Raw genomic sequence first — 22,638 nt, 5'->3', positions numbered from 1 at the left:
TTATTTTACAATTAAAAAAAACTATTTTTCGATGAAATGGTCTAATGAAGCCAGTTGTAAGGGATCATTCAATTGCTTTTGTTGCTTTATCAGCTCGTTATATAGTTTTGACAGCACCGGCCGATGATCTTTTGATGCCGCCAAGTCCTGCATTTCCTCGGGATCTTTTTCCAGGTTAAACAACAGCATCTTATTTATTTCAGGATAAACGATCAATTTATAATTCCCAACCCTAACGGCGCGCTGCAGGTTCATGTAGCCGCCATAGATGGCTTCATGTATCTTTTGTGTTGAAGTGCCCTTTGCCTGTTTTAAAAATGAGCGGAACTCTACATAATCCGGTTTCGGGATGCCAGCAAGCTCCAGGCTCGTTGCCATAATATCCTGCAAGTATACCGGTATATAGCAGGTAGTGTTTTTAGGTATACCCGGTCCTGCAATAATTAACGGCGGCTTCATACTGTGTTCAAACAGGCTTTGTTTGCCCATCAACCCGTGCCGCCCCATCGCCAGCCCGTGATCAGCCGTAAAAAATATATAGGTATTCCCCATTTGGCCCGTAGCTTCCAGGGCGTCCAGTATCTCCCCGATCTGCTTATCCAAAAAAGTGATGGCTGCATAATACTCCTGTGTATGCGTTTTTATAGCCAGTTGGGTACGCGGAAAGGGCGCCAGTGCTTCATCGCGAAGCGAAGGCCCGTTACCCATACCGTCTTTATACGGATATTCCGGAAGAAAACTTTTGGGTATTGATATTCTATTTAAAGGATACTGATCAATATACTCTTTGGGCGATTGCCGGGGATCATGCGGCGCATTAGAGGCCAGGTAAAGAAAGAAGGGTTTACCTTGCTTTTGTGCCTGTTTAATCAGCGCAATTGATTCCTGCTTATACCTTACCGACCAGTGCGTACCCCCGGCCCAGAGGCCCCCGAAACTGATATCGTAAGGAGACCAGGTATCGTCTGCCGGGCGCTGCGGCCTGTTATATCCCGGAATATTCAGATTTTTATTACTTACATAACCCGGCAGTTTAGCACCGGGGGGCGTTGCATATGCCGCCATTCCAGGCCGTATATCAGTTGCTACTTGAAAGACTTTGTGGGGATCCATTGAAATATGCCATTTACCAGTCATAAAAGTGCTGTACCCTGCTTTTTCCATGAGCTTGGCCCAGGTTTGACTGATTACATCATTGAGACGCTTATCATCCTCCAGCTGTTTAACATTCCAAAGCGTTCTTCCGGTCATCATCATGGAGCGAGATGCCACACATACCGCTCCATGCCAGGCTCCCATGTTGTACGCATTCAAAAAAGCCCGCCCCATTTTCGCAAGCCGGTCCATATTCGGTGTCTGAATTTCCTTGTTCCCCAGCGCGTGAATGGTATACCAGGCCTGATCATCAGTGTAGATCAATACAATGTTGGGTTTGGCTGAAGCCTGTCCCAAAGCGATTGCACTATTAAAAAACAACAACACCGATGCAAGTATGCGAACAAAATAAACGGATTTCATATTAATTTTCTTAACGAGCTACAACATAGTACAAGATCGTTGATGACTCGGGAATTGACAACCTCCGCCCCTCCTCCCTAATGCTTCATCCAGCTAATTTGCGGCCAGGCCGGGGCAGGGTCGTTTTGTTGTATGGCCCCCGGTGTGCTTCTTCCCTCAGTGATGTACCGGGTCAGCAAGGCTTTCAGGTCCTTTACTTTGTGCGGATGCCGGCTGTATAAATTATTGGTCTCTCCCGGGTCCGTTTCCAGGTCATATAAAAGAAAAGGCGTTTTCGATTGCAGACTATCATATCGTTTATCTGGCACCCAGGAACCTCCGGCGGTTTTTTCGTCGCATAAAATCAGCTTCCAGCTTCCCTTCTGGATGGCAAATTCACCTTTTGCAGAATGGTATACGATAGCCTCCCTTAACGGACGCGGACCATTTTTACCCAAAAGCAACGGGCTTAGATTATAACTGTCCTCTGCCGCATTATCCGGCACAGCAGTATGTACGATGGACGATACTGTAGCAAACCAATCAGCAAGACTCACCAATTCATTGGTAATGGTATGGGGCGCAATCCTGCCAGGCCATTGCACCACCAACGGAACCCGGTGCCCTCCTTCCCAGCTGTCTGCTTTGTAGCCCCTATAGATATAACTGGGATAGTGCCCGTGATCCTCCATAAAGCGTACATCCACATAGGGAGCAAACCCATTATCGGAAGTAAAAATAATCAGTGTATTTTCGTACAGCCCCTGTTTTTTGAGCGTATTTACGATAGTGCCCACCGTTTCATCCACCTGTAAACAGAAATCCAGGTACCCGTGTATGCCGGTTTTGCCGGCAAAGGATCTATCGGGCGCAATAGGTTTATGCGGCGCTGTAAGTGAAAAATAAAGGAAAAAGGGCCGGGAAGCCGATTGTTCTTCAATATACCGCTTTGCCCTGGCGGTAATATCGGGTAAAATGCCTTCGGGAGTGATGTCCTTTGACGCAGGCCCCGGACGAAAAAAACGGCTCATATCTGTACGTGTATACCTGGAATCCCCATCGATCCTGTCATACTTCTGAACAAACTTCCTGTTTTCAATATACATGTAAGGGGGCATATCTGCCGAAGCAGCAATGCCATAATAGTAGTCGAATCCGAGATCATTCGGCGTTTGCCTAAGCGGCTCCTCAAATTCAATATTGGTTTTCCCCGTTTTGGGATCAAACCGGGCCGCCGCACCGTCCTTAGTTGTATACTCCAGGCCCAAGTGCCATTTACCGATGCAGGCCGTATGGTAGCCCTTGCTTTTCAGCATATCAGCCAGGGTCAACCTGGAAGCATCAATCAATGGCCGGTCATAGCCGCTCACAACGCCCTGTTTGAGCCGGCTGCGCCAGTTATATCTTCCCGTTAAAATTGAATAACGGGAGGGTGTACAAACTGAAGAAGTCGTATGGGCTGCAGTAAATCGCATACCATTTTCCGCCAGACGGTCTATATTTATTGTCCGGATCTTTGCATCGGGATTATTGCAGCTAATGTCGCCATACCCCATATCATCCGCCAAGATAAAAATAATATTCGGATGCTGCTCCATTCCTGTCTGGGCTCTAATGCTCCCCCCAGAAAGGATCAACGCAAATATCAGCACAACGCTTTTTAAAATCCGGTCTCCCAAGAAAACATCAACGAATTTCATAACCTGATTTTTAACAATTTCGAAATCCAAAACACTTAGCATTTCACTTCACAAACTACTTATAACCGGGGTTTTGTTCAAGTACCGCACCGGTATTCCGCTCAATCTCGGCATAAGGTATGGGCCAGAGATTGTGATAGGACTCTATGGACATTCCCGATTTTTCGTTATACCGTTTGGTCCGATCATAGAGCATTCCCATCCGGCAAAGCGTTACCGTTCTCAGTTCTTCCACGTATAACTCACGAAGCCGCTCATCCAGCAAAAAGTCGATGCTCATCTGAGCTGGTGTTACCGGATGCGCATTAGCCCTTGCCCTTACCACATTGATGTCATCTGCGGCTTTACCCAGCTCATTATTCTTAAGATAAGCTTCCGCGCGTAGCAAATAGGTTTCAGCTAGGCGCATCAGGTATACATCTTTCTGGTACACATCACCACTGGAGTTAAGCAGTAAAATGCCGCCAAATGGAGCCTGAACCGGATTTCCTGCCGCATTTTTTTGCCACACTTCCTGGGGAAAATCACCTTCTGAGAGTGTAGCCTTTTTGAGTATAGGAAACCAATTGCGAATGGTGTCGGCAAAGCTGGTTGCTTTAGCCTTGTAACCATCTGCTACATAATATTTCCCATAAGCATCAGAGTTAGCGGGTGGACCATCCAGACGGATGTCGCGTACAATATTATACTTAGAGTTACGCATATCATTGGGATCGTCCCATACCTCATACAAAAAATAATCTGATGGCCGCATCCAACCCACACCCCTACCCGCAAGCTTATCATTAAACCCCTTGATGGCAGGTTGGGAAACGGGCGCGGCACCGCCAACAGATGCGGATACACGTAAATTTGAAAGAAACGGGATGATCGCCCATTGGATGGCATCCCTTGTTGCCGTAGCTGCATTTTGATAATCGGCCTGTATAATAAATATACCTTCCCTGTTTCCACTGCTGCGATTCTGGTTGTTGAGTTCAAAAAGATCCTTATACACATCTCCTTCCCTGGTAGCATGTCTACCAAACCTGTTTTTCATCAGGCTGAGCCCAGGATAAGATATTACAGCCGAAGCAGCGGCAACAGCACCCCCAAAATCCTTCAAAGAGATCAGCACTTCGGTTAAAAGGTGCTGAGCAGCCTGCTTATTTACCGCCCCGTCCGTAATTGCATCAACATTACCTAGCACCGGAATAGCCTCCGTGAGATCCTTTTTACATTGCGTATACACCTCATCGCGGGTACCTCTGGTGTAATCGCGCCTCGGCACAACGGTTTCCTCGAGTATAAGCGGAACCCCACCGTATAAATTTGCCAGGAAATTATAAGCCCAGGCCCTGAAAAATAAAGCCTGTGCCTTAAATTTAACCCGGTCGGCCTCGGGGATCACTGTAGATGTCGCACTGCGCGTTATAACTACGTTAGCGTTACTTACAACAAGATATAATCCCCGCCATATTGCTTCGGGAACCGTATAGGTTGGCACCATTGTATTTTTATAATCATTTAATTTGGCAGGCGGGGCGTAATCGGTGGCATTCACTGCAAAATCAGTAGCATACCGGAGCGGAAAGTAGGATTCCAGGTTATAGCCACCAAATAAAATTGCCCGCATCTGGTTGTGCAGATAATTAATGGAAGATTGAAAACCCGCTGCACTGTTAAAAGCATTATCCGCGGTATAAAAATCAAGCGGATCTTCTGCCAAAAAGCGATCCCTGTTACAGGAAAATCCAGATATAATAACAATAAATATAAAAACAAAAATCTTTTTCATATAATAATTACTTTACAAATCAACACTTAAACCAATTGAATAACTCTTCATGAGCGGATATGCAGACACATCCAGCCCCGTACCGGTTTCCGGATCCCACCCATCCCAATCAGTTATCGTAAATAAATTTTTACCATTCAGGAAAATACGTGCCCGCCTCAATGCTATTCTTTTTGAAACCGACTGTGGGAGGTCATAGGACAGGGTAAGATCCTGCAACCTTATAAAGCTCCGTTGTATGTACGGAGAAAAGTTTTGTCCAACAGCGGTCGTATAAAAGCCGAGCTGCCGGTAACGGGCATCGGGGTTTTCGGGGGTCCAGTAGTCAAAATGAAAGAAATTGTTGCGTTGCATGTTGTCCGGGTTTGGAACTGTTGCAGCCGGCTGGCCATAGTAATAGTTCTTTCCACCCTGTATCGAATTAATAAAAGCTTTTACTTCGAAGTTCTTATACCGAATGGTATTAAGCCAGCTAATCCGGTAGGAAGGATCGGTATACCCCTGGATTTTCCGGTCATCGGCGGCCGAGATCACTTTATCCCCATTTAAATCCTCCACTTTATAGGTACCGTAGGTAAACCCTGCCGGGATGATCCCTGCCCGGTAATCGGCTACCTGCCACATTCCGGTTATATTATAGTCATAAACCACACCAAAGGGCTTGCCCATGAAGATCTTTGAGGCGATCAGGTCATCTTCTTTGCCATCTCCGTTAGCGTCAATTCCCAGGATACTGACTACCTCATTCCGGTTTAAGGAAAAGTTGACGGACGTTGACCAGGTAAAATCTTCCTGTCGCACAGGATCGCCATTTAGCACCAGTTCGACGCCTTTGTTATTCAGTTTCCCAATATTCATCGGGATGCTGGCAAGCCCGTTGACCGAAGGGATATTCACCGTATACAGAAGATCTGAAGTGCTGGAGCTGTACAGATTCAGCTCTCCGGAAAATCTCCTTTTAAAGAACGAAAAATCAACGCCCACATTAAAGGTCCGGGTAGTTTCCCAGCGAAGTCCCTTGTTTGCCAGGCGGGTTATATTTTGTCCCTGCTGTGCCGCGCCGCCATCGCCAAACAGGTATCCATTGGAGAAAGAGGCTGCAAGCGTCGATAGTGTTTGATACCTGCCTACGGTACGGTTACCGTTAGCGCCATAAGACACCCTCAGCCGGAGATCATCCATCGAGGGAAACGCGTCTCTTAGAAATTCCTCGTTGCCCATATTCCAGGCAAAAGCTGCGGAAGGAAAGCGCGCTATCTTGTTGCCCGGCGCAAACCCGGAAAAACCATCGTTTCGAAGTGTACCGGTAAATATATAGCGATCTTTGAAACCATAAATAAGCCGGTACATCTGGTAAAGACTTGTTTCCTTCCAGGCCTCGGAAGTTACTTTCTGTAACTCCGCTTTTCCAAATTCCAGACCATTATATCCCAGTGCCGGGTTGTCAAAACCGGTAGCACTGGCATCCGTACTCTCATATTTGTTGATCTCATAACCATATACAAAAGTGGCATTGATATCATGCTGGCCAAACCTCTTCTTGTAACTCACAATATGATCCAGGGTTTGATTATATCGGGAATCGTTTGATTTGCTCGCAGTACCGGTAAAGTTCTGCCCATAAGGATTAAAATTATAGGATCGCCCCTGGATATAATTATTCCCAAAATTCACCCGATAATTCAGTCCCGGCAAAAAAGGAACACTTAGATCAGCGTATACCAGTGCAAAAAGGTTATTGCGCTTGTCAAAATTGTCCTGTTTGATTTCCAGTAGCGGATTCAATGCCGCATTATTAGGCAGCCGGATGAGCTCACCCGTAGAATCCTTATAGGCCATCTGAGGTGCCAGTTGCAGCACATTGGACAAAGCAGGTGAAACGCCGGAATAGTCGTTAATGCTGTAAGAAGATTGAATACCGGTCTTTAGCCAGTCGGTTATTTTGCTCTCCTGGTTCAGCCGGAAGCTGTAACGCCGGTAAGTATCGTTGATCACTACGTTCTCCTGGTTCGTGTAACCAAGGCTGAAATAATAGGAAGACTGCTCGGTTCTGCCACTTACACTTAGATCATGGTTCTGCAATAACGGCGTTTTATTGGTCAGCAGGTCCCACCAGTTCGTGTTTACGCCTTTCTGGATGCCGTCGGCAACTTCAGCAGGAACCAGTTTCAGCACATCCCAATTCGGATTGGGAGTAAGCAGATCATCACCCGTACGGCTCTGCTCGAGGTAACGATCTGCCCTGAGTTTCAGGTACCCATCGGCATCTACCGGCAGCATTTCCGTATTGCTGATGCGCTGAAAGGTCAGCGATGTATTGAGCGACAGCAAAGGTCTTTTACCACCCGTACCGGTCTTGGTAGTGATCAGTAACACTCCGTTTGAGGCCTGTGACCCGTAAATGGAGGCAGCACTGGCATCCTTAAGAACATCAACAGATGCGATATCCGAAGGATTGATATCACTCAGATCGCCCCGGTAGATAATCCCATCTAATACGATTAACGGGCTGCTGGTCCCGGATATAGACACCCGCCCTCTTATTGAAATGGAAGGTGAGGATCCGGCCTTGTTAACTGCCCCAACATTTAAGCCTGCAACCGTTCCCTGCAATGATTGAAGGATATTCACATTAGGAGATTCCTTAAATGCCTTCAGATCTGCTCTTGATACGGCTCCCGTCACATCTTTTTTACGGGCAGTTCCGTACCCAATGATCACAAGTTCATCCATCTTGCTTTCACTCTGATTTAAGGCAATTTTTAATGCGTTGCCTTTTGCAATGGCTTCTGAAACAGTGATTTCCCGGCTATCATATCCAACAAAGGTCACTACCAGTACTGCTTCGCTCGCTGCCTCAATGATAAACCGCCCATTTTCTCCGGTTTGAGTGGCTTGTTTTGTACCTTTTACTGTTATAGTTGCACCGATAAGCGGGTTTCCGGATACATCAGTAACCGCCCCTGTGATCCGGTCCGGAGGCGGAGGCGCTTTTTCTATCAGGCCGGCTACCTGCGGTTGTATTGAGGCCTGCTCCTTACTTTTAACTATAATGGTTTTATTAATGATCCGGTAAGTTAAAGGCTGGCCTTCAAAACAATCCTGCAATACCGCCTCCAATGTCCTGTCGCTGGCGCTGAGCGTTACTTTTCGGGCCTTTTTTATCAGGTCTTCGTCATACAGGAAAAGATATCCCGTCTGTTTTTTAATTTCACGGAACACCTTTTCAATAGACGTGTTAGCGACGTGGATATTAACGCGCTGAGCAAACCCGTTCGCATTTACTTTCAAACAGGCCACTATCAATAAAACAACGGCTAAACGCATAGCAAGGGTTTTAATTCGCCGGCCTGAAAAGCGGAAGGACCGGCTGCTTTGCATGGCAAAAGCACTCCGGTTTCTTTGCTTTAAGGTGAGCGGCAGATTTTGGTTTTCAGAAAACTGTGTTACAAAACAACAAAGAAACTTAAATGACATAACTTTGCTTACTCCCGATAACCTCGGGAACAGGTTTAGGTAAAACAATCTTAACTCGCTGTTTCAGCGAAGCAATCTATAGCATTGATTTATCTGAACATTCTGCCACTTCGGATGAGCCCCGGAGTGGCTTTTATTCAGACTCCATTTTATCCATATAATGTATTAGCGCAATACAATCGTTCCGTTCCTATTTTCAGCGCGGATGTCCGCAGCAATTTCCAGCATTTGCAACACTTCCGATAAGGGTGCTGTACGGCTGATATAGCCGGTCATTTTTTTGCCAGTCGGTCCCTTAAACACAATCGGTATATTATACCAGTTCTCAAGCTGCCGTGCGATAGCGACCATATCCTCCGATTCAAACTTAAATAAGCCATTCTTCCAGGCCATGACCTGGTCCAAATCTGCCGGTTCTATATCTACCTGGTTATCGTTATTATGCCGTAGCACGGCCTGTTGTCCGGGTACCAGTCTCACGGCCCTGTTTTCTTTCTCTTTTCCCTGTACCGGTGTTACCATAACACTTCCTTCCAGCAGTGTAACCTTTGAATCCGGCTCGTCATCGTAGGTATTTATATTAAAATGTGTCCCCAGCACTTCAGTGCTAAAACTATTTGAAATCACACGGAACCTGCGCTCCGGGTCTTTCGCTACTTCAAAATAGCCCTCCCCCTTTAGTTCAACCTTCCGCTCATTTCCTATAAACGCAACCGGGTAGGTTATGGAAGATCCTGCATTCAACCACACATGTGTACCGTCAGAAAGCTGCATATCAATCACTTTACTTCCTCTGGGATTGGTTAATGTATTATAGATTTCTTTTGTAAAAACGGTACCGTCAGCATTCTGATAAGCCCACTGTCCGTTCGCAAGCTTTATGAGCTTCATATTTCCCTGCTGCGTCAGCTGCCCCACCCCGGCGCTGTCCAGATAAACCGTTCTGCCATCGCTCAGGGTAATGGTTGCCCTGTTGCGGTCCGGAGCCGGAACGGTAACCTGCGCTCTGTTTAACCCGGGTGTTGGTTTATTTCCTTTATTTAGTAAAAGATATCCCCCTGCTCCGGCGACAAGAACGATTAAAGCTGCTACCGCCCACCGCCTCCAGTTAAAGAACCAGACTTTATTTCTTTCCTTATCAATGGCCTGTAACAGCCTTTGCTCAATACGGATGCGGGATTGATAGCTAGTTTTAAGAAGATCCTCAAAGGTCTCCGGATTACTAAACTCTTCATATAACAAACGATTAGACGGATCGGCACCCACCCAATCCTTCAAACGCTCATCCTCCTGCGGGGTGATGCCCCCTTTTAGCTTTTTTACTATTAATGCTGCAATCGTCTGATAATGGTCCATAAATAGTCTTCTTCTATGACTATACGCCAGAAAACGAATTTGTACTCAAAAAAAAGTCTTTTTTTAAAACTTTCCGAATTTTAAAAAAAACGGAAGTAGGATAATCATCTCTTTTCCCGTAAGGGAAAATCGTAGTTGTTTAATTGCCCGGGCTTTATGATTGCGCACAGACTGATTTTGGATGCTAAGTATTTTCGCAATTTCCTCATTGCTTTTTTCATAAATATAAGCCAGCACAAATACCCTTTTTACTTTTGGAGGTAGCCGGTCAATTTCCTGCTGTACCAGCCTCAGTACTTCAGCTCTCAGCTCCTCATTAAACTCCATATCCACATCGACTCCATTTAAATGAGCGAACATACTGGCCCATTCTTTATGTTTTTTGGACTTACGCAGCCAGTCAATACTAGCATTTCTTGCAGTAGTTCGAAGGAAAGCAGCAATATTTTTCTCATTTTCAAAATGTCCCCTGCTGTTCCAAAATTTAATAAAGGTTTCAGCCGTAATATCTTCGGCCTGGGCAACGTCTGTTACAATCTTTTTTACATAAAAGAATACAGAGGGATAAAACTGGTGATACAGGCTGGTAAACGCAGCCGGGTAACCGTTGTTAAAATGGTCGATCAATGCTCCTGAAATCCCTTCCATACGCTGCAATAATACAAAAACTAATTTACCGGATATATTCGATAACCTTCCATTTTTCTGTACACCTATTCCAAATGGCTACTTCCGGCTCCCTAAAACCCAATAAACCGGGAGATGATAAATACATTACTGTCCGGATGTAATCATCGTTTAATAAAGACTGTAAAAGAATTCTTACAACGGATGTATTAAAAAATGTGTAACTCATATTGATCTAATAAAATTGGTTGACTTTGAACCGGCAGTAACGTCTACAGACTGAACTAAATATCTATTTTTGTCGGAAAATGCCGGTGAAAATGACCATGATCCGCCGGAGCAGGCAGCTGTTCCAGTATATCCAACCAATCCTTTGCTTCCTCCTTTTTATTGCATGCCATGGCTATTTCGCTTGCTGCCTTAAATAAAAACTTCACAAGAACCAAGTCAAAATTGGTCCAGTCAGGAAACCATGCGTTCACATTATTATTGATATATTCTGGGCTCGAGCTCAATGGCTGCATTCGTTTATTATCTTTTGCCTCCGTAATATTTTCGATAAAAATGGCTGCATCATGCAGATAAGGATACGCTTTCGACTGAAAAAATGCTGTATCCATTGAATATTTTCATTGCCAATAAAAATGCTGGGCACACCAGGCTCTCACGGTCGGGCTCAATGAATATTGGATCCACCCACCCATTGGGTCGCCGCCAAGTGTGACTACCCCTGGCGTATTCAATCCATCCACATCAAAGTACTGTTTTGTATACCCCTTATTTTTATTGCGCTGGTTCCAGAGCCAGTTAATAAAGCTTTACCCTTCCTTTAAATGATCGCCGGTATAGCTGGGCCAATAGCTCAATTGCGTATTGAGATCATCATGAAAATCACCTTTCCTCGGCGGCGGGCTGCCATTGTCTGCGGTCCATATAGTCTGTACGGAAATAGCGGGGGCGCTGGGACGGGAGATCGCCCCCAACTTATATAGCCCCAGGTAATATTGCTTTGCGATTAGCGGATCCGGTATATTAACGGACGATTTTGACCAAAAAGCGTTCCACCAGTTTTTGTGGGCTGAAAAGCCCGTTAGTTCTTTTAACCTGTTATCTATGTCCGGTTGTACCCCCGGCCTGTCGTTTTCGATCACCCAGCTGCCGATTATTTTATTGCTGGCAGATTGACTGACATGCCTCCATTACTTTCCCTTTATTGTAGCCCAGCTTTTCAAGCCCGCTGCCAGCGTGGCTGTTATGGTTTTCCCGTTTGCTGCCGCCGCTGTTATAATTGTGCACGAGAAGACAGGGCACCAGCACTTCAAGCGCGCCATCTGTGTTCTGCACCAAAATACTCTCAAAAGAAAAATACCCAATGTTTTGCGTTGCATGTATATAGCATTTGACGGTCCCGCCAGGCAGCTTGGTTGGATATGCCGACCTTCTCCCAGATTATACGCAGTGTATAAATTTAAAAATCAATAATGAAAACACACTCTAACTTTTTGACTTCAACGGTATACTTTATGCTGACGATTTACACCTGCTCCATATTTTACCGTAAATATTTGCCTTAAATCAACACTAACCTTAAGTGCCATCCTGACAGTCCGGCATTTCGCAGAATTTCAAAAAATCCTCAACTACTTGGTTCGATATTTCCCCCCTACCTAGTACACAACCACTCTTAAGGAGTGGTTTTTTTGTGCCCATCAGGGACGGATCAGGGCCAAAAAAGCAACTTTATTGTTCGGCGTTCAAAATCGGGATCAGATCTAAATACATTTGCCGGGTATCTTTTCCGGCATCTATTTCAATGAAGTAGCTAAATCCCATTTTCTCGTAGAAGGTTAATGATTCACTGTAAGCATCCGCCATAATTAATTTGCAGGCGTTTTAATGCGCTTTTGGATGCAAAATGCTTTTTCTTCAACTTTCAGGCTACCATTGAAAACGCTAAAAAAGCAACTGTTTTTTCTACTGATTCCAGTAAGTAGGTAACGGCTAAAAGTTCCGTCAATTTATGATTGACATGACATTTACCCTTAATCGATCCTTTACAAATATTTCCGGAATATTGAAAACGTCTGTTTAAAACATGCTATTGATACATATAGGTACTGGGCGGGGCATTTTTTATTTCTTCTTTTCGTTTTAAAATACTATCTACACTCTTAAGAAACCTAATGACACCCAGTCCTTCCACATTTTCCTGACCAAGATCACAGCCCCTATCGATAGACAAGGAATTCATTTGATCATTGACTTTAAATAGAATTTCAGTATAAACTTTAGGCAATTGATCACAGTTATCTAAAAATGGAGTTGAGTGCTTCAACTTATCAATTCCTTCTGCAAAAAAAAGTGTCTAATTAATGAGTCTTCATTAGAAGAAATTGAAAATGGCACAGAAACAAATTTTCCGCCATTAAACATTTTGTATATTCCACCAAATAAATCGATCTCCCTATCAACGCCTTCCTTGATGATAAGGACGGACAATCCCTTTCGACTGTCTCTTTTTTCCTGCACAGCACAACTTCCCAAAATCAACATACAAAATATAAAATGCTTAACCATGTATCAAAATCAACGAATCTCCATATTCAGCACCCTGTGTATCAAACTTCTTAAACTATAAAAGAGCGGCCCTCAGGAATCAATAGAAACAACTCGAAATAAAAGACTTTTTTATCTTTTATTTTAAAAAAAACCTATCTTTGCGGCATAAGAAGCATTTATTTTTCATGGGGTCATTTACCTTAAAAAGCTGGTTTAGAGTGGGGCTGGCAAGCCTTATTCTTGTGGCATTTTATGGAACGGTGATGCGTTATAAAATAGCGTTCAGCCTTCCGTTCCTGGAACAAAAAAACCTGTTGCACGCGCATTCCCATTTTGCGTTTACCGGCTGGATCAGCCATTGCCTGTACTGTGGCCTGGCATTGCTGATAACCCCTTACCTATTAAACCGGCAACAAAAAAAATATGGTATGCTCATCGCCCTCAACATGGTGTCTGCCGTAGGCATGTTGGTGGCGTTCACGCTTCAGGGATATAAAGCCGTGTCCATCAGTTTTTCCACGCTCTCCATTTTTACTGCGGTGGCATTTGCCGTTTGTTTTATAGCAGACGCCCGGAATTTGCCGGCAGGGCATGCCGCAAAGCCATGGGCGGTTACCGGGTTGTTATTAAACGTTCTTTCTTCAGCCGGGCCATTTTCATTGGCATATATGATGGCCAGTAAAAATATCAGTGCCGATTTCTACCTGGGATCCATCTATTATTATCTTCACTTCCAATATAACGGCTGGTTCTTCTTTGGAACCATGGCATTGGCTGCGCCTTATTTAAAACAACAGCTCCCTTCATTAAATACCTATTACAAAGCATTTGCCATTACCATTATCCCTACCCTTTTCCTCTCGCTCCTTTGGGCAAAACTTCCTTCCTGGCTCTATGTCATTACCGTTGTGGCGGCCATCGCACAACTTATGGCCTGGGCCCTGCTACTGATAAAAGGGTGGAAATTGATCCCGCAACAATTAAAGACCGGCACCTCCAACTGGATACCTATCTTCTTTTATACAGCACTCATAGCGCTCACGATAAAATTTATACTGCAGGCGGCTTCCGCTATCCCAGGCCTGAGCCAGCTGGTGTTTGGGTTTCGGCCGATCGTAATTGCTTACCTGCATCTGGTACTGCTGGGAGCATATAGCCTGTTCTTTATTGGTCTTTTATTGGTCAACAATTTTCTACATCTCACAAAAACCACCAGGAGCGGTGCACTGCTTTTCTTATCGGGTGTGGCGCTCAACGAGCTTCTATTAGCCATCCAGGGGCTTGCAGCTTTTGTTTACCTGCCGGTGCCTTATATTAACGAACTTTTACTTGCAGCAGCAGCGCTTCTTCTTATAAGTGCATTGATGCTTACAGGGGCGCAACTGATTAAAAGCAGGAGCCTGAAATGAGGTTGTCATCACTCCAATAAAAGCCGGGGGGCTTTATTTCTTAATGCCTTTTTTGTCTCTATAACAAGCATAGGAAATGCTGATTTTCTGTGCTTCATTGTTTCTGTGGCAATCTTGGCAAACACAGGAGTCTTAGAATACACAGAAAGTTTCAGTGCATCTATGCGTCCGTGGCTCGCTTCTTCTTACAGATCCTTTTTCTTAAACCTTCGTAACGAAAAATAAAAAGGGACGACCACCCAAAGGATCAACAGGAAAAACGATATCGCCAGCCCTCCGCTGCTTCCAAAAAAACTTTTAAACACCGCCCCAGTATAGCCCATCATAGCAGACACATCCAGCCGCAACAAAATCAGGATCCGGCACAGATCGGTAGGACTTAGAGCGCTTAACAATACTACCGGTTTTTCTATGGGGTAGTCGGCAAACTGAAAAAACAGAAACAATACCAGGCCGTCAAACAGTAGTGCAAAATAGAGCCACAGCAAAATGGATACGCCAATACCCCGGGCTTTATCCCGGGCTATAATTGCACTTAAAAAAGCGATCGCTACGAAAATAACAGAAAGCAAAGAACCTGCGGCAATCATTATTAACGCGGTACCGGTATCGGCATACAATAGCAACGGGATACCTGCACCGGCCAGAAAAGCCACCACCATACTCAGTGACAACCCTGAAAATAACGCCCTCCAGATGGCGCTGCGTTTAACCGGCTGACTTACCAGCAACTCAACAAACTCCCCACTGTTATACACATAAATAGTGGCAAACAGTACCGATACCAGCGGCACCGTCAGCAACACCAGGTTCAAAACCGTAAGCAATCCTTTTGCCGCATTGTCTTCCAGGCCAAACGCACTCCAGGAAAACAAAGCCAGCATAAGGGCGTAGGCAATGATGATCTTATTCTTTAAAATATCGATCACTACATATTTCAATATACGTATCATATTGCTGCACTTTTCAATAATTGAACAATAGACCGGGCTACCGTACTTTCCCCCGTATCGCTCTTTAACGCAGGCGTGCTCTTATGCAGCACCAACTTTCCCTCCTGTAAAAATACCACATGGCTTACCAGGTCCTCCAGTTCACTTAAGATATGCGAGGTAACCAGGATTAACCGTCCGGCCTTTTTTTCTTTAGAAATCTTTTCTTTTAACAGGTCCGCAGCAACCGGATCCAGTCCTGCGGTGGGCTCATCCAGGATCAGCACCTGAGGGTGGAACAAAAAGGCAAGAACGGCGCTTACTTTTTGAGTAGTGCCCCCGCTCAGCGTCTGCATTCTCTTTTGTAAAATCCTTTCGATTCCGAACTGGTCATACAATTCCAGGTCCAGGGAGGTCTCATCGCTCCGGATACCTTTAATCATATTCAGCACCTGGCCAATGGTCATGTGTTCGGGGTAACGCCCTATTTGCGGCATATAACCGATTTGCCTGCGGTAGGTATCGCTATTGCGCACATCCTCTTCTTTAAACAAAACGGTGCCCGCATCGGGTCGCACCATCCCCAGTATGGTTTTTATCAGTGTTGTTTTGCCGCAGCCATTTGGCCCAACAAGCGCCACACATTCACCGGAGTTTAATTGCAGGCTCACCTTATCCAGGGCCTGTAGTTTTCCAAACCGTTTGTTAATTTCTTTTATTGTTATCATAATGTATAAGGGCGCATCATGGGCTTTTCATCAACAAAATTATCCGGCGTCAGGCTGGGAATAATCTTCTCTGTTTTATCCAGCAATGTAATCATAAAACTACGGTATAATAACATGGCCGGCGGGTTCTTTTCAACAATAACCGAATACAGGCTAAGCGGGTGATACGGCACATCGCCCCGGCCATCTTTGTTTAAATCGTATCCCTCATATTTATCCCAGTAATTTTCCCAAAAATGGTTCAGCACCAGGGAGCCATTGGTGGCTACATCAAATATATTTCCTTTAAAATTATTATAACGGATATTATTATCTGTACAGTTTGCCTGCAGCCGCATGCCCCAGCCATTGCGACTAATGTTATTATGCTCGATTGTGAGCCGGTTACAGCCATCGAAAAAAATACCGGTGGTATTCCGCACAAAATTATTTCCCTGTAAATAACAATCCGACAATTCTTTAAACAATACCCCGTAAGCTGCATCACCCCAATTTTCTTCAAACGTATTGTTCATCATCACCACCTTCTTGGTAAACATAACCGCCACACCCGCCCCGTTGTTTTTAAAATAATTGGTAATATAGGCATTCTCATGAGAGAACATAAAATGCAGTCCATAGCGGAGGTTGTTCTGCGCTATATTCCGCCAGATGACCGAATGGGTCACAAACTCAAAATAAATACCATCCCGGTGCCCTGACACCTGGTTGCCGATAATCCGGAGGCTATCGCTTTTCCAGCAATGGATACCGTTGCCCGATTGACTTTCCCGGATCTGCGAGGCCTGTATGCGATTATTCCTGACCTCACAATTAGTCGCATATTGCAGGTAGACCCCAAAATAGTTATCGAGTAACACATTGTTCTCTATCAATACCCGGGTTGCATCATACACTTTAATGGCGCCCGGATCGCTCATGGCGGCACGGCCAGACCGCTGAAGCGTAAGCCCCCTGATCACCACGCGGTTGCTTTTGACAGACAGTATCTCGTACTTTAATTCACCATCCAGCACCGGCTGCCCCACTCCCGTAAGGCACACCGCCTTATCAACAATAATATTTCCCTCCTTATAAACACCCTTATATACTTTTATAGTGTCGCCGTTATGGCTTACAGCAAGCGCCTCTTTTATCCGCGAAAAGGGTTTACCCGCCCCCACCTCCAGCACAGAACCCACCGCATCCGTGCATAGTAACAGGCATAACGCACACCAGCCAATAATCGCCTTACAATTGTTAATGCGCATGGCCCCTGGTGTTTACGGTTTGTGCTAATTGCGCCCAATCCATCACACCCCCATCGCCTGCCGCTTCCTTTGTGGCATCATCCTTCGTGGAAAATGCCGCTATATTGCCGCCCATCGGGCTTTTTAGCGCATCGTTGTGGATAAACCAGGCAGCCGTTGCTTCTATCAAAACATTATCCTTTGTAAAATCTGCAACATAAAACTTCGAAGTGCTTTGATCGCCTTTTTCTTCTATATAATGCAGCATACAGTCCAGGTCATCAAACTTATATACCCGGCCGGTTTTCGTAATCAGCTCCGCCGCAAAGCGCCCGTCGGCTATCGTCATCTTACAAAAATCGCAGGCATCTCTATTCAAAAGAACCGGCTGCGGAGCATTATCCGCACAGGAGGAAAACAATACTGCTACAACCAGAAAGGCCGTTGCAAGCGCCTGTGGCTTTTTCCGCTTCGGCCTGCGAATTTCTTTCAGAACCGCAACCAACAACAAAACGCCGGCTCCTACAAACAGCCAGCCACCAATATCCGGAACAGAATAAGCGCCAAAATTGAGCAACTGCTTAAACCCGATCAACGGGGGTTGATAGGTCATACCCGGTACTTTAATAGCCGCATTGGGATCCAGGCTGTGTCCATAGTCATACTCCCATTTCCAAAAGTCGGCCATCGCAATGATGCCAAATAAAACAAAGGCGCCAAATACAATATTCAACCCCTTTCTCTTACCGGCAACAGCCGTCCAGATAAACAGTACTATGTAAAAACAAATAATATAGGGCAACAGCATAAATTCTATAAAATCCCCGCTGTGTAAGGTTTTCATGCCTATGTAATGGTTAAGGCCATTGATGATGTCAACATCTCCCGCAATCCTGTTTGCCCATATTTGCAGCCGCAGCCCCTCCGGGTATTGCGGGGCATCCAGGTAGATGCTCCAAATAGGTACAAACAGTGAAAGCAGCAAAGCGACAGCAGCTGCAATAACCAACATTCTTGAAAGAAACGCGATTTTCATAATTTGTGTATATTTAATTCTCACAGACCTGCACCAATTTTTAAATCCTCCTCTGGCAATCTGCAACATCTGCGAGCTATATAATCGTTCTCACCCATTGCTCCATCCGCTCTTTGTTTTCATAGATTAAACAGATTGGCACAGATCTCTAAAATTCTTCTGTGAAATCCGTAGCGCCTGTGAGTAAATAAAAGGCAACCAGTTTTCTCAAACGGCTGCCTTTATATATGGAAATTTGGCTGACGTGTTCTACCGGGCAGCAGGCGCTGCGGGTTTATCCTTATTACCCAGGCTATAAGAAATGGGCACATTGCTTCCTTTTGGAGAAACGCGCACATACCCCGACATTTCCTGGTGCAGCGCCGAACAGAAGTCGGTACAATAGATCGGGAAGATACCGGTACGGTCAGGGATCCATTTCAAGGTCAATGTTTCCCCCGGCATCACCAATAACTCTCCATTAGCTGCGCCCTTTACTCCAAAACCATGCGGCACATCCCAATCCTGCTCCAGGTTGGTTACGTGAAAAAACACCTCATCGCCCATCTGCACTCCTTCAATATTATCCGGTGCAAAATGCGAGCGTACCGCAGTCAGGTATACATGTACCTGATTACCCTTCCGCACCACTTTCGACTCCGCCTCACCCTTAGTTACATAGGGATTTTTGTTAGCGTTAATATCAAAGATCTTCAATTGCTTATCCCTGATCAGCGCAGCTGGCACCGCCTGTGCATAGTGTGGCTCGCCAATAGTCGGATAATCGAGGATCAGCTGCATCTTATCACCGCTGATATCAAACAACTGCGCACTTTGCGAAAGTTCCGGTCCGGTAGGCAGGTAACGGTCTTTGGTAATTTTATTATATGCCACCAGGTATTTTCCAAAAGGTTTTTTGCTATCGCCACCGGGTATCATCAGGTGCCCCACAGAATAATAGGTAGGCTGCCGGTCCAATACTTTGAGGTCTTTAATATTCCATTTAACAATTTCGGAGGATACAAAGAAGGAAGTATAGGCATTTCCATTGCCGTCAAATTCCGTATGCAGGGGGCCGAGTCCGGGCTTCTGCACTTCCCCGTACAATGCCGCTTCATATTTGATTACCGGTATACCTGAATATTTTTCCGGCTCAAAGGCTTTATCCGCTATTGCTTTCTGAATTTTGTCAAAACTAAATACCGGTAACAGGGCCGCCAGTTTGCCACTGCCTACAATATACTCGCCGGTAGGATCCACATCGCAGCCATGTGGCGATTTAGGGCAGGGAATAAAATAGACCAGGTCTGGGAACTCCGTAATATCCAGCACAGTTACCTCATTTTCCATTTCGGATTTTGCAGTATGGGTAATATCATCATATTTATTATGGGCATATTTTACCGCTTGTTTCTTACCTTTTCCCGCTTTTACATATTCTTCGGCTTTCTTCCAGTTTACGGCCATTATAAAGTCTTTATCCCGCTGCGAAGCGTTTACTTCCAACAGGGTATTGGCCTGTTCGGTATTATAAGTGCTGAAGAAAAACCAGTCACGGGATTTTCCCTTACCCGCATGGGAGAGATCAAAATTTACACCGGGCGTTTTTAACTGAAAAGCAACTTTCATCTCGCCATTTGCTTTATCTACACTTACAAAGCTAATATGCCCTTTAAAATTCTCCTTATAGGAACTGATAGGCACATCGCCGTTGACATCATCCGGCGGAACGCTGAAACGGGTACCGGCTACTATATACTCAGAGTTTTCGGTACTAAAAGGCGAACTGTGATTGCCGGCACTGTTGGGCAGCTCCAGAATTTCTGCAGTACGGAAGGTCTTCAGATCCACGCGCGCCAGACGGGGCGTATTGTTGCCATTTACAAAGACCCATTTTCCATCGGCCGACCCATCCGTCATCGACATTTCCACATGATGCAGATCATCCCAGGGAACAAAGCCATGTGAAGTATTGAGCATGGGTTTGGTTTCTTCACTAAATCCCCAACCCTTTTCAGGATCAACGGAAAATACGGGTATCACGCGCAGCAAACGGCCGCTGGGTAAGCCATATACGCTCAACTGCCCGCTGAACCCCCCGGATACAAAATTGTAAAACTCATCATATTTCCCCGGCGCCACATAAACCTTTGATGCCGCATCGGCACTTACTGCGTTGCCCACACCCTTGGGTTTACAGGACGCGGCAAAGAACACGGACATAATCAATACACCAGCTGTTATTTTTTTGGTTATCATAAATGATCTGTTATTTTTGTGCGTTTAATTTGATTTACCGGTGCTCCGTCTATTTAACTCCATCATTCTGCCGCATATATTCTACAATGCTGCGGGCATCTTCATCTGTAAGATTCTGATTGGGCATCCGCACCAGGCATATTTCCAACTGCGCCTGCACTTTGGGATCTTTATCAATCATCGGATCGGGGTTAGTAATAAAGTTCATGATCCAGTAAGGTTTGTGCCTTTCCGAAACACCTTTCCAACCGGGGCCTACTAGTTTTTCATCGGTTATTTTATGGCAGGAAAAACATTTTGTTTCTGCAATGGCTTTTCCTTTACCGGCCATTGCCGCATCTAATGCACCGATGGTAACATTGCTCTCACTAAATTTCCCCTCCCCGCGGTTCGGATCATAGGAACCCGTAGCCGGCGCCGCAGGCGTTTCCGTTTGCGAAGCGGTTGTGGTTTCTGATTGGGTACCGGAGCCTTGTCCACCGCCACAGGCGGCTATCAGTAACGCTCCTAAAATGCTCATGACTGCGATGATTTTTTTATTCATATTCGTTCAGTTTGATTTTACCAAAGGTAGTGTGGTATGCAGGCCCTATTTCATGACTGCGGTCATAAGAAACCATGACTTTTATATAGAAACCCTGACTCAAATCGCCTTGCTGAATAATCCCTTGCTGGCCGACACACCAGTTCTTTGCAGATGCAGGTCGAAGGCACTGCAAATAGTGCGAATAAAATAATGCCCCGCCGGTGTAAGTATAGTCTCATTTTGGTCGCAGATCACCAGTCCATCCGCTTTCAATTGTGCGAGCAGCGGAAAAGAAAAGGTTTCCAGCAACCCCCTATCCTCTTTATTAAATACCGTGGCCCCCTTGCAGGCAATATCCTTAATATAACGCCTGAAAGACCGGTCTTCCCCGTTAAGAAAATACCCTTTTTTTACCGCCAGCTGCTCATTATTAATAGCGTTATAATAGTCATGCAGGTTCTTTGCATTCTGTGCAAATGCCTTACCGGTATCACTGATGGCCGATACGCCCAGGCCAAGGAGAAACGGGCTGTTTTGAATAGTATATCCCATAAAATTTCGATGCAGCGTGCCTGCTTCCCGTGCCCGAAATAATTCATCATGCTGTAAGGCAAAATGATCCATGCCGATATCCCGGTAGCCGCCATTAAGCAGTAACTTTTTACCTTCCAGGTAAAGCTGTATTTTCTCTTCCGGCCCAGGCAGCTGTGTTTCATCAAACAAGCGCTGGATACGGCTGGTCCAGGGAACGTGCGCATAGCTGTAAAAAGCAATCCTGTCGGGTTGCAGCGCCAGCACCTGTTGAAACGTAGCTTGCATCCCCGCCACCGTTTGCAGGGGCAGGCCATAGATGAGGTCAAAATTAACCGAAGTAAAGCCATTTCCCCTTGCTTCCTCTGTTGCACGCTGCACATTCGCCAAGGGCTGTATGCGGTTGATCACCCGCTGCACTTCAGGATCCATGTCCTGCACGCCGTAACTGATACGCCGGAAGCCCAGGGATGCCAATACCTCCAGGTGTGCTGCCGTGGTATTATTGGGATGGCCTTCGATACTGAATTCGTGCTCCGGATGCAGGTTACAGTCTTTGAGTATGGTTGTCACCAGCCGTTCGAGATTATGGGGAGAGAAGAACGTGGGAGTACCGCCTCCCAGGTGCAGTTCCCGGATCACCGGAGTTTGAGGCATCAGGCGCCGGTATTGCTTCCACTCCCTGGCTATAGCCAGTAAATAAGGCTCCTCTACGGTATGGTTGGTCGTTATTTTTTTGTTGCACCCGCAATAGGTACATAAAGATTCACAAAATGGAAGGTGGATATACAGGCTAATGCCGTTACGGTCGTTTTCAACGACAAACTGCTCTTCAAACTCTTTCATCCATGCGCTTTGCGCGATCGTATGCTGCCAGAACGGAACCGTTGGGTAGCTCGTATAACGGGGAACGGGCTGATCATATTTTTTTATTAAAGCCGGGTCTATTTGTATTTCGCTCATGATGACCCAAAACTAATGCCGGCATAACCCCGGGGCTATGATTGCGGTTAGTG

The 22,638-nt window shown here is 45.5% G+C and carries 16 protein-coding genes; 1 reads left to right on the top strand and 15 read right to left on the bottom strand.

Translation table 11 applies throughout. The annotated features are described in order from the left end of the window. Positions 1 to 21: 21 nt before the first annotated feature. The 8 genes from GGU45_RS18540 to GGU45_RS18505 all read right to left on the bottom strand — a co-directional run bounded on the left by GGU45_RS18540 (position 22) and on the right by GGU45_RS18505 (position 11,585). Complete coding sequence (locus GGU45_RS18540; protein ID WP_435227273.1) at positions 22 to 1,518, bottom strand: sulfatase family protein; 1,497 nt, start codon at positions 1,516 to 1,518, stop codon at positions 22 to 24. A gap of 77 nt (positions 1,519 to 1,595) precedes the next feature. Further along, on the bottom strand, positions 1,596 to 3,197 hold the full coding sequence (locus GGU45_RS18535) for a sulfatase family protein (RefSeq protein ID WP_435227271.1): 1,602 nt from the start codon (positions 3,195 to 3,197) through the stop codon (positions 1,596 to 1,598). Positions 3,198 to 3,252: 55 nt separating this feature from the next. Beyond that, positions 3,253 to 4,974: a RagB/SusD family nutrient uptake outer membrane protein gene (locus GGU45_RS18530; protein ID WP_435227269.1), complete on the bottom strand. Its 1,722-nt coding sequence runs from the start codon at positions 4,972 to 4,974 to the stop codon at positions 3,253 to 3,255. A 12-nt stretch (positions 4,975 to 4,986) separates the two neighbouring features. Further along, positions 4,987 to 8,301, bottom strand: coding sequence for a TonB-dependent receptor (locus GGU45_RS18525; RefSeq protein ID WP_435227267.1), 3,315 nt, complete (start codon positions 8,299 to 8,301; stop codon positions 4,987 to 4,989). Positions 8,302 to 8,616: 315 nt separating this feature from the next. After that, the gene (locus GGU45_RS18520; RefSeq protein WP_435227265.1) at positions 8,617 to 9,807 is read right to left on the bottom strand and encodes a FecR family protein; all 1,191 of its coding nucleotides are present in this window, start codon (positions 9,805 to 9,807) and stop codon (positions 8,617 to 8,619) included. Positions 9,808 to 9,870: 63 nt separating this feature from the next. Continuing rightward, positions 9,871 to 10,455: an RNA polymerase sigma factor gene (locus GGU45_RS18515; RefSeq protein WP_435227263.1), complete on the bottom strand. Its 585-nt coding sequence runs from the start codon at positions 10,453 to 10,455 to the stop codon at positions 9,871 to 9,873. A 263-nt stretch (positions 10,456 to 10,718) separates the two neighbouring features. Further along, positions 10,719 to 11,054 carry a hypothetical protein gene (locus tag GGU45_RS18510; protein ID WP_435227261.1) on the bottom strand — a complete coding sequence of 112 codons (336 nt, stop codon included), beginning with the start codon at positions 11,052 to 11,054 and terminating at the stop codon, positions 10,719 to 10,721. Positions 11,055 to 11,252: 198 nt separating this feature from the next. Continuing rightward, a complete protein-coding gene (locus GGU45_RS18505; RefSeq protein ID WP_435227259.1) occupies positions 11,253 to 11,585 on the bottom strand; it encodes a hypothetical protein in 333 nt (110 codons plus the stop codon). 1,593 nt (positions 11,586 to 13,178) lie between these two features. On the opposite strand from GGU45_RS18505, the gene GGU45_RS18500 reads away from it, so the two are divergent. Continuing rightward, positions 13,179 to 14,402, top strand: a complete 1,224-nt coding sequence (locus tag GGU45_RS18500; protein ID WP_435227257.1) for a hypothetical protein — start codon at positions 13,179 to 13,181, stop codon at positions 14,400 to 14,402. A gap of 185 nt (positions 14,403 to 14,587) precedes the next feature. On the opposite strand, the gene GGU45_RS18495 is transcribed toward GGU45_RS18500, so the two are convergent. The 7 genes from GGU45_RS18495 to hemN all read right to left on the bottom strand — a co-directional run bounded on the left by GGU45_RS18495 (position 14,588) and on the right by hemN (position 22,585). Further along, on the bottom strand, positions 14,588 to 15,355 hold the full coding sequence (locus GGU45_RS18495; RefSeq protein WP_435227255.1) for an ABC transporter permease subunit: 768 nt from the start codon (positions 15,353 to 15,355) through the stop codon (positions 14,588 to 14,590). Further along, positions 15,352 to 16,062, bottom strand: a complete 711-nt coding sequence (locus GGU45_RS18490; protein WP_435227253.1) for an ABC transporter ATP-binding protein — start codon at positions 16,060 to 16,062, stop codon at positions 15,352 to 15,354. The genes GGU45_RS18495 and GGU45_RS18490 overlap by 4 nt, the downstream gene beginning before the upstream one ends. Further along, on the bottom strand, positions 16,059 to 17,312 hold the full coding sequence (locus GGU45_RS18485; protein ID WP_435227251.1) for a nitrous oxide reductase family maturation protein NosD: 1,254 nt from the start codon (positions 17,310 to 17,312) through the stop codon (positions 16,059 to 16,061). The genes GGU45_RS18490 and GGU45_RS18485 overlap by 4 nt, the downstream gene beginning before the upstream one ends. Continuing rightward, the gene (locus GGU45_RS18480) at positions 17,302 to 18,327 is read right to left on the bottom strand and encodes a nitrous oxide reductase accessory protein NosL (RefSeq protein WP_435227249.1); all 1,026 of its coding nucleotides are present in this window, start codon (positions 18,325 to 18,327) and stop codon (positions 17,302 to 17,304) included. Before GGU45_RS18480 ends, GGU45_RS18485 begins: the two co-directional genes overlap by 11 nt. A gap of 249 nt (positions 18,328 to 18,576) precedes the next feature. After that, the gene (nosZ, locus tag GGU45_RS18475; RefSeq protein ID WP_435227248.1) at positions 18,577 to 20,565 is read right to left on the bottom strand and encodes a Sec-dependent nitrous-oxide reductase; all 1,989 of its coding nucleotides are present in this window, start codon (positions 20,563 to 20,565) and stop codon (positions 18,577 to 18,579) included. A gap of 49 nt (positions 20,566 to 20,614) precedes the next feature. Continuing rightward, positions 20,615 to 21,109, bottom strand: coding sequence for a c-type cytochrome (locus GGU45_RS18470; RefSeq protein WP_435227246.1), 495 nt, complete (start codon positions 21,107 to 21,109; stop codon positions 20,615 to 20,617). Between the two features lie 99 nt (positions 21,110 to 21,208). After that, positions 21,209 to 22,585: an oxygen-independent coproporphyrinogen III oxidase gene (gene hemN / locus GGU45_RS18465; protein WP_435227244.1), complete on the bottom strand. Its 1,377-nt coding sequence runs from the start codon at positions 22,583 to 22,585 to the stop codon at positions 21,209 to 21,211. Positions 22,586 to 22,638 lie beyond the last annotated feature (53 nt).

Origin of the sequence: Niabella hirudinis (assembly GCF_051201075.1) — a bacterium.
GTDB lineage: Bacteria > Bacteroidota > Bacteroidia > Chitinophagales > Chitinophagaceae > Niabella > Niabella hirudinis.
This window is presented reverse-complemented; position numbering and strand designations above follow the sequence as displayed.